This is a genomic window from Enterococcus gilvus ATCC BAA-350 (assembly GCF_000407545.1).
Taxonomy (GTDB): Bacteria; Bacillota; Bacilli; order Lactobacillales; family Enterococcaceae; genus Enterococcus_A; species Enterococcus_A gilvus.
Map to the genome: position 1 here is coordinate 269,811 of NZ_ASWH01000001.1, position 13,638 is coordinate 283,448.

Consider the following 13,638-nt stretch of genomic DNA (forward strand, 5'->3'; position numbering starts at 1 on the left):
CTTACGTCCGGCTTAACAAATAATTTTGAACACTGCTGCGCGAGTTCGTGTGGCTTTTTATGAAATTTAGGAGGAACATTTTGTATTTAAAACGAATTGAGATCGCCGGCTTTAAATCTTTTGCCGACCGGACCAAGATCGAATTTGAAGAAGGCGTGACTGCGGTCATTGGACCAAATGGCAGCGGGAAAAGCAATATTACCGAAGCGATTCGTTGGGTCCTTGGGGAACAATCTGCGAAGAGTTTGCGCGGAGGCAAGATGCCGGATATTATTTTTGCGGGTTCGGAATCAAGAAAACAATTAAATATTGCGGAAGTCACAGTGGTATTGGATAATACTGACAATTATCTGCCGCTGGGCTTTAGCGAGGTCAGTGTGACCAGACGGTATCGTCGAACGGGTGAAAGTGACTTTTTTATCAATAAAAAAGCCTGCCGGTTGAAGGATATTCAGGATTTATTTATGGACTCTGGTTTAGGGAAAGAATCGTTTTCAATCATTTCCCAAGGGAAAGTCGAGGCGATTTTTGCCAGTAAGCCAGAAGACCGTCGTGGGATTTTTGAAGAAGCTGCGGGTGTTTTGAAATATAAACAGCGGAAGCGCAAAGCGGAGCAGAAACTTTTTGAGACAGAGGATAATTTGAGTCGGGTTCAAGACATTGTTTATGAATTAGAAGATCAGCTGACTCCTTTAGCTGCTCAAAGTGAAGCAGCGAAGGAGTTTTTGGCGTTAAAAAAAGAATTGACGGCAACGGATGTCAGTTTAACCGTCGCGAAAATCAAAAAAACACGAGATTCTTGGCAATCAGCAAAGACGGATTTTGATGAACTATCTGCAACAACCGAAGAAAAAAGCCGTTTTATCCAGCAGACAGAAGTACAATTAGGAAAGCTGCGAGAAAAACGTGGTTCTTTAGATGAACAATTAGAAACCGGACAGCAGCAATTGCTTCACCTGTCAGAAGCCTTGAAGCAAGCGGAAGGTCAAAAGGACTTACTAAGCGAACGCTCAAAGAACACATTGAAGACTAGCTCAGAGTATCAAACAACGTTAGCTGAGCATCGTAAAAAACAAACAGCAGCTCAATTGAACTTGCAAGAAGTGCAAGTACAGCAAGATGAAAAACAAACGGAAAAGCGTGAATTAGAAGAAAAAATTCAACAGCTGACAGCAGAAGCAGAGAAATACAAAAAATCACCGAAAGAATTATTAGAGGAATTGCGCGGGACTTATGTAGAACTAATGCAAGAGTCGGCAAATGTCAGTAATGAGCTGAAATATTTAGATCGTCAGTACACTCAGGAAACAGCTAAAAATCAGCAAAGTGTCACACGCTATGAAGCTTTGCGGGAGCAGTTGGAAGAGTTGACGACTAAGCAAAGCGACGCACAAGCGAAAACACAGGAGCTTGAAGGTCGATTAACCGAAGAGCAAGAACAGTATCGACGTTTGACTGAAGAGAAGAACGCCACACAACTGCAATTGCAAAAAGAACAGCAAATGATGTATGACCTGATGAGTCAGGTTCAGCAAGCCCGTGCGCGTCAAAAAAGTTTACAAGAGATTCAAGAAAATTATAGCGGCTTTTATCAAGGTGTCCGCAGCGTCTTGCAGCATAAAGACCAATTAAGCGGAATCGTTGGGGCCGTGGCGGAATTGATCCAGGTACCGCAAGAATATACATTGGCAATCGAAACGGCGCTTGGTGCTTCGGCACAGCATATCATTGTAGAAACTGAAAAAGATGCGCGTCAAGGGATCACTTTTCTAAAAAAACAACGCAGTGGCCGTGGAACATTTCTACCGTTAACTACAATCAAGCCTCGCAGTCTCGGTACGCATCAGTATCAGGCGATTAAGGAGCAAGATGGCTTTTTAGGCGTTGCTAGCGAACTCGTTTCATTCTCAGAAAACGTTGCGCCGGTTATGCAGAATCTACTAGGTGCGATCGTGATTGCTCGTGATTTGGACAGTGCCAACCAATTGGCTCGTCAGTTACGTTATCAAGTTCGAGTAGTTTCTTTAGGCGGCGATGTGATGAACGCCGGTGGTTCTATGACCGGCGGTGCGACGAAACAAGGAAATCGTGGAAACTTGTTTAATCAAGGGCATGAACTTGCGGAGTGGACGAAGCGTTATGAGGAAATCAACCAAGCGTTGCAGAAAAAGGAAATATTTGTCCGAGAGTTGCAGTCAAAAGTGGCGGAACAAACGGAAAACTTAGAGATGCTGCGAACGCAAGGGGAGCAGACACGTTTATCTTATCAAGAAGCGCAAAGCATCGAAGAACATGTACACACTGATTTGACTCGTTTAAATAAGGAGCAAACGTTATTTTCTTATGAAGCGAAGGAATTGGAAAGTTTCTTAACCGATTATCAGGTACAAAAAGAAGAATTAGCATTTAAACAAGTGGAATTAAAAACGAAACAAGAGCAAATCAATCAAGAAATCCAACAATTAAATGAGGAAAGTGATCAGCTAGAAGAAAAGCGTGCAGCTATCAATGCTGAATTAAGCCGTTTACAAGCGGATTACGCCGTACTGGATGAACGTCTGCTGTATCTTGGACGGCAGTCCTTGAGTTTTGAAAATCAGATCGATGAGCTGGATAGACAAATCAAAAGCCTGGAGAATCATCTGTCTGCGTTATCAAATGATTCTTCAGATCACGAAGAAACAGAAGAAAGTCTGAATCAACGATTGACAGAGCTGGCGACTGCCCGCGAACACTTGCAAGAGCAGTTGATGATTTGGAAAGAAAATCGTCAGAGTCTGCAGCAGCAAGTGGATCAGGCGGATAGTGCGCTAACAGAGGCGAACCGCGATCAAAAACAATTGCTGGCCAGACAATCACAAGCAGATGTCCAGAAGAATCGTTACGAACTAAAATTGGACAATGCGTTGGCTTACCTGCAGGAGGAATATAGCTTGACCTTTGAAGGAGCCGCGACGCAGGCTGATGATGAAATTGATCAGCAAATTGCTCAAAACGAAGTGAGTCGCTTGAAACAGGCGATTGAAAAACTTGGTCCAGTCAACTTAAATGCGATTGAACAATACCAGCAAGTCGAAGAACGCTATGATTTTCTAACGACACAACGGGATGACCTGTTGTCTGCGAAAGAGCAGCTGTTTGAAACGATGGATGAGATGGATGATGAAGTTAAAACACGTTTTTATACAACGTTCCAAGCGATTCGCGAGAAATTTAATGTTGTCTTTCCCAATATGTTCGGCGGCGGTCGAGCAGAATTGGTCTTAACAGATCCAAGCGACCTGTTGAACACAGGTATCGAAATCGAGGCACAGCCGCCAGGTAAGAAACTACAAAGCTTGTCCTTGCTTTCAGGTGGGGAACGAGCGTTGACGGCTATCGCGCTGCTGTTTTCGATTATTCAGGTGCGCCCAGTACCTTTCTGTGTGCTAGATGAAGTCGAAGCAGCTTTGGATGAAGCCAACGTAGCCCGTTTTGGCCGTTACTTGAGCGCGTTCCAAAACGATACGCAATTTATTGTAGTCACTCACCGTAAAGGAACAATGGAAGCAGCAGATGTGCTTTATGGTGTGACCATGCAAGAGTCAGGCGTTTCAAAAATTATTTCGGTGCGCCTTGAAGAAGTGAAGGATGACGGGAAATTCCAAATGAAGGAAGGGGAAACACTGAAATGATAAAATTAGTTGCGATTGATCTAGATGGGACTTTATTGACGGATGCGAAAACTATTTCTGATACAAACAAGAAAATCCTTGTCGAAGCGAAAGCTCGAGGAGTGAAGATCGTCATTTGTACCGGTCGTCCGTTGATTGCAATCAAGGAGTATCTAGCAGAATTGAATTTACTTGATGCAGATGACTACTCGATTACCTTTAATGGCGGGTTGATTCAAACCAATACAGGAGAGATTCTGGGCAAAACGGCGATGGAGTTAGCCGATGTCACCCATCTCCATCAGTTGTTGACCAAGATTCAGTTGCCAATGGATGTTTTATCAGACGCTCTATGTTTACAATTTGAGACAGCGAAGGATCATCCTTCTATCTATCCAACGTTGAATAAAGCGTTGACCTATGTTCCTAAAACAATAGAAGGATTAAAGGAAGAAGCCCTGTACAATAAAGTTGTCGCAGCGGTTAATGTTGAGTATCTAGATCAGCAGATCCCCTTGATTCCCTCAGAAGAATATGAGCGTTTTGAGATTTTTAAAACGCGTCCGAATTTATTAGAATTTATGCCAAAGGGTGTAACGAAAGCATTTGGCCTTTCTGTTTTAGGTGAACGTCTGGGAATCACACCTCAAGAAATGATGGCCTTAGGGGATGAAGCAAACGATCTGTCCATGATCACTTACGCAGGAATGGGCGTGGCGATGGAAAATGCGACGGATGGTGTAAAATCTGCTGCGAACTTTGTTACGAAAACGAACCAAGCGGATGGTGTGGCACATGCGATCCAAAAATTTGTATTCGATGGATCAGATTTGATATAAGGGGGATTTTAAATGGGATTATTTGACCGCATAAAAAAAGCCTTTACCGGTGAGCAAACAGACGAACCTGAAAAGCAAGAAGAGGTCGTTGAGGAGACGAAAGATTCCTCTGAGAATGGCGATGGCGTCGAAACGACGGAAGTAACGAAAGATACAGACAGTGAAGACGCGCTAGAGACTGATGAGGTTGCTGAAAGAAGTGCAGAAGAAGAGGAAGAAGCGCTAGAACAAGCGGCGGAAACAATAGATGTACCCGCAGAAGAAGTGTTGCCTGCTGAACCGGAAATTCCCGACTTAACTGAAGAAACGGAAGAAGTGGCACAACCGACTCATGAGGATGACGATACATCTGTAACAGAAAATGAAGCCGTTGAAGATGAGAAAGCACCAGAAGTTGAAGAAACGATTCCAGAAGCAGAACCAGAGATCGAGCAGTCCTCTGATGTGGATCAGTCAGAAGAAACCGTGCAAGAAAAATACGATAAGGGATTAGAAAAGACTCGAAAATCCTTTGGCGATCGCATGAATGAGCTGTTTGCCCGATTCCGCCGCGTAGACGAAGACTTCTTTGAAGAATTAGAAGAGACTCTGATCGGAGCGGACGTAGGCTTTGATACAGCGATCAAATTAACAGATTCATTGCGGCAAGAAGTTAAATTGAAAAACGCCAAAAAGCCAGCACAGATTCAAAATGTTATTATTGAGAAGCTTGTGGAGATTTATGAAGCGGAAGGCATCAACGAAAATAATAAAATTAATTTGCAGAATGACGGCTTGAGCGTGATTTTGTTTGTCGGTGTGAACGGTACAGGAAAAACGACGAGCATCGGAAAGCTAGCCAATCAGTACAAAAATGAAGGCAAGAAGGTATTATTAGCTGCAGCCGATACATTTCGTGCAGGTGCGATCGATCAGCTAGTCGTCTGGGGCGAGCGCTCTGGTGTAGAAGTTGTTCGTGGCAATGCAGGTGGCGATCCGGCAGCTGTAGTCTTTGATGCGGTAGATAAAGCTAAAAAGGAAAATTACGATATTTTATTGATCGATACAGCAGGACGACTGCAAAATAAGGTCAATTTGATGAATGAGCTGGAGAAAATCAAGCGAGTGATCCAGCGGGAATTTCCAACAGCCCCTCATGAAGTATTATTAGTGGTCGATGCGACAACCGGGCAAAATGCACTCGTACAAGCACGTCAGTTCAAAGAAACAACCGATGTTACTGGCCTAGTCTTAACAAAATTGGACGGGACAGCAAAAGGCGGGATTGTCTTGGCGATTCGAAATGAACTGCATCTGCCAGTAAAACTGGTTGGTTTAGGAGAAGGGATCAATGATTTAGAAGCATTTGATTCCAATGACTTTGCCGTTGGATTATTTAAGGGCTTATTGAAAGAAGAGTAAAAAAGAACTGTTGAGATTTTTTTCTCAGCAGTCCTTTTTTTTATTCTGAAAATAAGGCGGCAAGTGGAGGCTGATATCCGTATAGCGCATGTTGATATCCATTATCCGATGAACCTCGTCGCAATGAAATTGATGTTGTTGGTGCGGCCGTAATAAGACGATCTCTTTTGTATCAGGGGTCTCCTGATTTAGGGGAGCTGGATCATTTGTGGTGGTCTGTAAATTTCCGTACATGAGGAAGTCCTCCATTCTGCTAAGTGAGAAATCACTAGCTGATTTCATTTGTACATTTATTAATTTGTTACTAATAGTTAATCATATTCTCATTTAAAATGCTATGCTTTTTTTAAGCATTTCCGTTCTGTTTCTGAATGTTCTTCTATATAATGTAGCATGGGAGGGTTGTGGACAAATGAATACAAAAGAAATGATGGCATACGAAAAGGTCAAACCTTTTTTAATGCAAGCACGGTATGGGATTGAAAAGGAAAGTCAACGAGTCACACTAGCGGGAGATTTGGTACAGACGGATCATCCAGCTTCTGTGGGAAATCGCAGCTTCCATCCCTATATCCAAACAGATTTTTCTGAATCACAATTAGAATTGATTACGCCAGTCACGGAATCAGTAGATGAAGTTTTGGCTTATTTAGAAGCGATCCATGATGTGGCTCAACGAAGTATGTCAAAAGAGGAAATGATGTGGCCGTTTTCTATGCCGCCAGCGCTTCCTGAAAAAGAAGAAGCCATCCATATTGCAAAATTGGAGCGCCATGCAGATGTGTTGTACCGTCGCTACTTAGCGCGGGAATACGGCAAACGTAAGCAAATGGTAAGCGGAATTCATTTTAACTTTGAATATGGCTTGGACCTGATCAAGCAATTATTTTTGGCACAAACCGAAGAAGCATCAATGGAAAACTTTAAGACTCGTTTATATATGAAAATCGCGCGTAATTTTTTACGGTATCGCTGGTTGCTGACCTACTTATTTGGAGCAAGCCCCTTGAGCGAGGCACGGTATTTTGAGGATGAGGATCGTCCAAAAGAGCCAGTTCGCAGTATTCGGACGAGTCATTATGGATATGTAAATAAACCAGATGTACAAGTTTCTTACGCGACATTGACTCGATATAGTGAAGATTTAGCTGAGAATGTTGCAAAAGGACGTTTATCCGAAGAGAAAGAATTCTACGCACCTATTCGAATGCGGGGCGGAAAAAAGGTTGCAGATCTTTTTCATACAGGGATTCGCTACGTAGAATTGCGTAACATTGATTTGAACCCTTTTGACCGTGTGGGGATTGATGCAGATGAGATTGCGTTCATTCATTTATTCATGCTGTACTTGTTATGGACCGATGAGAAGTTAGCAGCGGATGAATGGGTAGCCGAAGGAAATGACATCAGCGACGCCGTTTCTATGGAACATCCAGCTAAACCGACCGCATATCTGGCAGAAGGAAAGATGATTTTTTCTGAGATGCTAGAAATGATGAGTGAACTGGAATTAGAGGGTGTTGACCTGCTTAAAAGATATGAGACTTGGTTAGATCATCCTGAAGAAACGTTGGCTGCACGAATTCTTGCCTTAGATGAAAAAGAAGGACAAGCGGCAGTGGCAGTAGAACTGGGACGCCAATTTTATGATCAGGCTTGGGCGCATCCTTACCAGCTAGCGGGCTTCAAAGAAATGGAATTGTCGACGCAAAATCTTTTGTTCGATGCCATTCAAAAAGGGATCGAGACAGAAGTGCTAGACCGACAGGATCAATTTGTGAAGCTGCAGCATGGAGAACACCAAGAATTAGTAAAAAACGGAAATATGACAAGTAAGGACACGTACATTGCCCCCTTGCTGATGGAAAATAAGACAGTAACTAAAATAATGCTGGCGCGTGCGGGCTTCCGAGTGCCAGATGGTGAAACCTTTGGTACGATGGCGGAAGCAAAAAAGGCCTATCCTAGGTTTGCTCAAAAAGCGTTTGTCATCAAACCAAAATCGACGAATTATGGACTGGGGATCACGATTTTCAAAGGCGAGACCTCGATCGCGGATTTTAATAGTGGTCTATCGATCGCTTTTGCGGAAGACGATGAGATCATTATTGAAGAATTCTTACCGGGAACGGAGTATCGTTTCTTCGTAATCGACAATCAAGTGAAGGCGGTACTGCTGCGCATTCCTGCCAATGTGATTGGAGACGGAGAACAGACGATTGAAGAATTAGTGGCTGAGAAAAACGCCGACCCTTTGCGAGGAAATAACCACCGTTCACCATTGGAAAAACTCCAATTGGGCGAATTGGAGCAATTGATGCTAAAGGAACAAGGCTTGAAGATCAACAGCGTTCCTAAGAAAGATCAGCAAGTATTTTTAAGAGAAAACTCAAATGTCTCGACGGGCGGCGACTCCATCGATGTGACTGATGAGATGCATGACAGCTATAAGGACCTTGCTGTCAAAGCAGTGGCTGTTTTGGGCGCCCGTATCAGCGGGATTGATTTGATCATTCCGAACATGGACAAACCTTACGAAACAGCAGAAGATTATGGGATTATCGAAGCAAATTTCAATCCGATGATGCACATGCATATTTATCCCTACATTGGCAAAAGCCGCCGATTAACTACGGATGTATTGCGTTTCTTATATCCAGAAATGACGATCTAAAAAAATAAACTGGACTGCGTAAGCGGCCCGGTTTATTTTTTTGTATGGATAAATTTGTCGATCTCGGCTAAAGAGTTTGAGAATAGTACGCGCTCACGGTCTTCTTTCGATAAGAAAGCTTGCTCGACCATTTGATCAAAAAAATGTTGCAAGGGAAAATAATATTCATTTACATCAAAAAAGATGCACGGGTTATTATTCTGACCAACTCGAGCCCAAGAGAAGGCTTCCGTGATTTCTTCTAACGTACCGACTCCTCCAGGCAAAGCTAAGCAGACATCTGCGTAGGCCATCATTGCTTTTTTTCGTTCATCTAAATCATTCACGGTGATCAAGCGCGTCAGCCCTGTGTGCACGCGCTCTTGTACACGCAAGAATTCGGGGATGATCCCGATTACTGAACCACCAGCGGACAGTACACTATCTGCTATAACGCCCATCAAACCAAGCTTACTACCGCCATATACGAGTTCATAGTTATGTTGAACGATCCAGTGCCCCAGGTCTTTTGCAGCTGCTTGATAGGCGGGATCACTTCCCATGTGTGCGCCGCAATAAACAGCGATGCGCATGCCGATTCCTCCTTAAAATAGCTTTCGCAGAACGTGATTTTGACAATGATTTTCGAAGCACATCAGTCGTTCAATTCAATCGTTTGCTTTGTTTCTTCGACAGTCAAGCCAGTCTTTGCTTCCCACCACGCCCGCATCTCTTTTCCGTAAGTATCTGGAAAACGATGGACCATATCAATCAGAGGCTCACCTTGGATAGTAGCTCGAGGAAAATGCATCGCCAAATTCAATTTCAATTCCTTTAGCAAACTATAATATTGGAACATCATGTAATACATTTCTTCGTCATCTTTGCTTGCTAAAACTAATGCTGCGCGGTCGAGCATAAAGCCTAAACTCCTCATCATGAATAAGAAACCAGGCAATTCCTCTTTTTCAATATCATCGACTTCCTTTAGGATATCAATGTGCAAATCAAGCGCTTGTAATAAATCGGTTTGTAAATTTTGATAGGTGACCATCGCGTTCCCTCCTTTAATAATCTCTTCAAAATAAGTATAGCACAGACGTAAAATTACTCACGGAGAAATCAGCATTTGACTCGCATTATTAGATTGATTTGTGTAAAGTAAACGGGAAGGAGGCGGCAAAATGGGGAAATTAGCTGTTATCACAGATTTGCACGCGGATATCAATCATTTTGGCGTAAAGGAACTAGAAAAGCTTTTTAATTTATTGAAGGAACAGGACGTCACGCGTCTTCACTTTGCTGGTGATACTGCCAATAAGATCGCTCAGACACTGACAATCAATGATTTTTTTCGGAAACGTGGACTCCCGACGACGTTTAACTTGGGCAATCACGAGATGGGAAATATCAAAGGAGAGCAGATGATCGAGCATTATCCAGATAGTCATTTCTTAAATCTTCGCTATCTAGCCTTGAATGAGAAAACGGTCTTGCTAGGCTTTAACGGCTGGTATGATTATGGCTTCTCTGAGCTAAATGATCCAAAGCAAATTCGTTCTATAAAAAATATTTATTGGTTTGACCGTATCATTGAACGCTTTTCTGATGATCAGTCAGTAGATCACGAGATTCTGGGACAGTTACGCCGTACATTAGATGATTTAGCGAAGAAGAACTATCAAGTTATTTTAGCAACTCATTTCGTCCCAAAAGAAGAGTTCATCGTTCATTTGGATGGTGACTATCAAATTTGGAATAAATTGAATGCTTTTTTAGGATCTAAAGCGTTAGGTGAATTATTGGATCAATATCCCAATGTTCAACACGTTGTATTTGGACATACCCATAGACGATTTTCTGACCAAACGATTCAAGGAACGGTTTATAGCTGTCGGCCATTGGGGTATTATTACGAGTGGGGAATCACCCGTGATTTTATTTTAGATAATCATTTGGCAGAGGTGTTTATTCCTATGAAGATGCGTCGGTTATTAAACGAACATCGGACGGAATTCGATGCGTATAAAGAAAAACATCTGATCGAAGAATTTAAAAAATCACTAACGTTGATTTCTTATTAGTAGCAGGAGGATACATATCTAATGGAAACAATCAAACAATTTTTTCTAAAGTTTACTCAGACGACCCCGTTTGTGTTAGCGAACACGATGATCGTCATTCCGTATTTATTGTTTATGCATTTGCTCGACCCGAAGCAGTCTGTCACAGTGTTGCCGTTTGTGCTTTTTTATACTTTTCGAGTGACAGGTGTCTTTCTGATTCGCGGATTGTACCGATCCATCGATCAGTATACGTTATTGATGGTTTCTCTTTTACTGGGGGGGATTGGGTCATTTTTGACGTTGATGGGTACAATTAATTTTGCATTTTATTTGTTGGGCAGCATCTTGTGGGGGTTGAGTGCCTCTTGGCTGCCTCCTGCGAATACCAGCGTGACTTTCTATGAAAAATCTAAAGGGTATCTAACAATGAGCAATCAAGGTTATTTGATCGCCCTGCTTGTTTTGACACCGTTATTAGTTACTACAACATTGTCTTTTCCGATCCAATCAGTCATCGTACCAAGTGTGGTTGCATTTTATTTTGTTTGTGCTTATCATACGGTGAAGCATTATCCACACTACGAAATGGATTTTAAAGAATTAACAAAGCATGTTTTCTCTGTTTCAGAATTAATATGGTTTCTGTTGTTTTTTATCGCACTCTTCCTGTTGCGAAGCGGACGATTATTATTTAATGAGTCTTTATTGAATCAAGGGATTCTATTATTTGCGGGCGTCTTCATTGTGGCGGTAGTCCTTATTAATCAGGTGAAAAACCGGTGGAAGCTTCCGCTTTGGCAAAATGCGCTAACGTTCCTTAACGGGATGTTGGGCAATTTCATCTTTTTATTTGGTGCTTTTTATATCGCAGTCTATAAAGGGACGGCTTCACAGGGCGTGTATTTGTTTCTGCCTTATCTTTTAGGGATGATCAGTTCGATCCTCTTTGCTGGCAAAATACGCCGCTCGTTCAACAATCCGTTAAAGGTGCAACTGGCTGGATTAGCAGCTGGATTGTTGCTGTTGAGTGTCCGTGTTCTGTTTCCATTGGCAATTCTAGTGTTGACTTTTTTCCAAAGTGGAACGAGCGGTTGGCTGAATCGATTATTTTATGACACAGAAAGCATCGAGCAACAGCAACGGCTCACAGCAAAATACTCTACATCCAATAAGGGAAGTATCACGCATCAGTTTATCTTGATGCTCTTGCTGCTTGTAACATTACGAATCAAACAACTGCCTTTAGAAGATATATTTCTACTGAGTCATTTGCATGGTTCGGATATTCTTATGACTATGGACATCGTTAAATTCAGCTCAATCATCATTCTATTTATTGGAGTCTGGCTAGTTGGAAGGATGGGGAAACATGCGTTTGATCGTTGATGGCGATGGTTCGCCAGTAAAAGATACCACGATCGAAGTGGCTGAAGAATATGCTTTGCCAGTGGTTATCGTAACAAGTATCGATCACTATTCAAAAAAAGAATACCCAGCTTTTGTGGAATTCATTTATGTTGACCGTGGAGCAGATTCAGCAGATTTTAAGATTGTTTCGGTCATCCAGCCAGAAGATATCTTGGTCACACAGGATTACGGTTTAGCTTCTTTGACGTTGGCTAAAGCGGCGCATGTCCTGCATCAATCTGGGATGGAATATACGCAAATGAATATAGACGCCTTATTGACACAGCGTTTTATCGGAAGTAAAATGCGGCAAGCGAAGCAGCGTACGAAAGGACCGAAGCCTTTTACGAATGAGGATCGGGAACAGTTTAAAGAGGTCCTGAAAAGCTTGATTCAACAGACTTTAATGTAATCTAAATGATAAGGTTTGTAACACTTGTAAAATTTCTTTTTGGGGATTTTGATTTTTGTGCTAAAATATGAGGGATCAGAAAGTAATGGAGGATACTCAGTTGAAAATTATTTTACTTTATGGTGGAAAAAGTCCAGAACATGATGTATCAATTTTGTCGGCCTTTTCAGTAATTTCTGCGGTTTATTTTGATTATTATCAAGTACAACTTGTTTATATTGATAAGACCGGTCAATGGGTCAAAGGCCCGTTGTTGACAGAAGCACCAGAAACAGATGAGACGTTGCGCTTAACTTGGGACCCAACAGGGCATGAAGTTGAAGGGTTTAATGGCAAGGTCATTGCGCCTGGTGATATCAAAGAAGAGGACGCGATCGTCTTTCCAGTCTTACACGGACCCAATGGAGAAGACGGAACGATCCAAGGATTTCTTGAAACATTGGATATGCCATATGTCGGTGCGGGTGTTATGACAAGTGCCTGTGCTATGGACAAAATTATGACCAAATACATCTTGCAAGCGGCAGGAATCCCACAGGTTCCTTATGTGCCTGTTTTGAAAAACCAGTGGAAAGAAAATCCAAAACAAATTTTTGATAAATGCGAAGGCATGTTGCTATATCCAATGTTTGTAAAACCTGCAAATATGGGTTCAAGCGTAGGGATCTCTCGTGCCGAAAATCGTGAAGAACTGCAAAATGCATTACAAGAAGCGTATCGTTATGATTCTCGTGCCTTAGTGGAACAGGGAATCGACGCGCGTGAAATTGAAGTAGCAGTTTTAGGAAATACCGATGTGCGGACGACGTTACCAGGAGAAATTGTCAAAGAAGAAGCTTTCTATGACTACAATGCCAAATACATTGACAACACAATACAAATGGCTATACCTGCGGAAGCGCCGGAAGAGGTTATGCAAAAAGCAAGAGATTATGCTAAATCTGCCTATACCATGTTTGGTGGTTCGGGACTTTCTCGGATTGATTTCTTCTTGACGAACAAGAATGAATTGTTCTTGAATGAATTGAACACGATGCCTGGTTTTACTGAATTTAGTATGTACCCATTATTGTGGGAAAATATGGGATTAAAATACGGTGATTTAATAGAAGAATTGATTCAATTAGGCCTGAAGCGTTACGAACAGCAAGCCGCATTTGAATAGTCCGGCCGCTGTTTATCACTACTAGCAGAACTTGAGATCTTC

Annotated in this window: 11 protein-coding genes; 8 read left to right on the plus strand and 3 right to left on the minus strand. The window is 42.2% G+C overall.

Features of this window, described 5'->3' with window-relative positions; all coding sequences use genetic code 11:
* The first annotated feature begins 80 nt into the window (after nt 1-80).
* The 3 genes from smc to ftsY are packed head-to-tail and all read left to right on the plus strand — an operon-like array spanning nt 81 to nt 5,893.
* Nucleotides 81-3,674 carry a chromosome segregation protein SMC gene (gene smc, locus I592_RS01370; RefSeq protein WP_010782028.1) on the plus strand — a complete coding sequence of 1,198 codons (3,594 nt, stop codon included), beginning with the start codon at nt 81-83 and terminating at the stop codon, nt 3,672-3,674.
* Nucleotides 3,671-4,492, plus strand: a complete 822-nt coding sequence (locus tag I592_RS01375) for a Cof-type HAD-IIB family hydrolase (protein ID WP_010782027.1) — start codon at nt 3,671-3,673, stop codon at nt 4,490-4,492. The genes smc and I592_RS01375 overlap by 4 nt, the downstream gene beginning before the upstream one ends.
* 12 nt (nt 4,493-4,504) lie before the next feature.
* Entirely contained in the window at nt 4,505-5,893 is a 1,389-nt protein-coding gene (gene ftsY, locus I592_RS01380; protein ID WP_010782026.1) for a signal recognition particle-docking protein FtsY, read from the plus strand.
* A 24-nt stretch (nt 5,894-5,917) separates the two neighbouring features.
* Here ftsY and I592_RS01385 read toward each other — a convergent pair whose 3' ends face one another.
* Nucleotides 5,918-6,127, minus strand: coding sequence for a hypothetical protein (locus I592_RS01385; protein WP_010782025.1), 210 nt, complete (start codon nt 6,125-6,127; stop codon nt 5,918-5,920).
* A 178-nt stretch (nt 6,128-6,305) separates the two neighbouring features.
* Between I592_RS01385 and gshAB the strand changes: the two genes are divergently transcribed.
* Nucleotides 6,306-8,567, plus strand: a complete 2,262-nt coding sequence (gene gshAB / locus I592_RS01390; RefSeq protein WP_010782024.1) for a bifunctional glutamate--cysteine ligase GshA/glutathione synthetase GshB — start codon at nt 6,306-6,308, stop codon at nt 8,565-8,567.
* A gap of 32 nt (nt 8,568-8,599) precedes the next feature.
* Here the strand turns inward: gshAB and I592_RS01395 are convergent, their stop codons facing one another.
* Nucleotides 8,600-9,139, minus strand: coding sequence for an LOG family protein (locus tag I592_RS01395; protein ID WP_010782023.1), 540 nt, complete (start codon nt 9,137-9,139; stop codon nt 8,600-8,602).
* Between the two features lie 62 nt (nt 9,140-9,201).
* Nucleotides 9,202-9,600, minus strand: coding sequence for a hypothetical protein (locus I592_RS01400; RefSeq protein ID WP_010782022.1), 399 nt, complete (start codon nt 9,598-9,600; stop codon nt 9,202-9,204).
* 130 nt (nt 9,601-9,730) lie between these two features.
* Here I592_RS01400 and I592_RS01405 point away from each other — a divergent pair, with 130 nt between their 5' ends.
* The 4 genes from I592_RS01405 to I592_RS01420 all read left to right on the plus strand — a co-directional run bounded on the left by I592_RS01405 (nt 9,731) and on the right by I592_RS01420 (nt 13,596).
* Nucleotides 9,731-10,630, plus strand: coding sequence for a metallophosphoesterase (locus tag I592_RS01405; protein WP_010782021.1), 900 nt, complete (start codon nt 9,731-9,733; stop codon nt 10,628-10,630).
* A gap of 21 nt (nt 10,631-10,651) precedes the next feature.
* A complete protein-coding gene (locus I592_RS01410; RefSeq protein WP_010782020.1) occupies nt 10,652-11,998 on the plus strand; it encodes a hypothetical protein in 1,347 nt (448 codons plus the stop codon).
* Nucleotides 11,982-12,431: a YaiI/YqxD family protein gene (locus I592_RS01415; protein WP_044925974.1), complete on the plus strand. Its 450-nt coding sequence runs from the start codon at nt 11,982-11,984 to the stop codon at nt 12,429-12,431. Before I592_RS01410 ends, I592_RS01415 begins: the two co-directional genes overlap by 17 nt.
* A 100-nt stretch (nt 12,432-12,531) precedes the next feature.
* Nucleotides 12,532-13,596, plus strand: coding sequence for a D-alanine--D-alanine ligase (locus tag I592_RS01420; protein ID WP_010782018.1), 1,065 nt, complete (start codon nt 12,532-12,534; stop codon nt 13,594-13,596).
* Nucleotides 13,597-13,638: the final 42 nt, after the last annotated feature.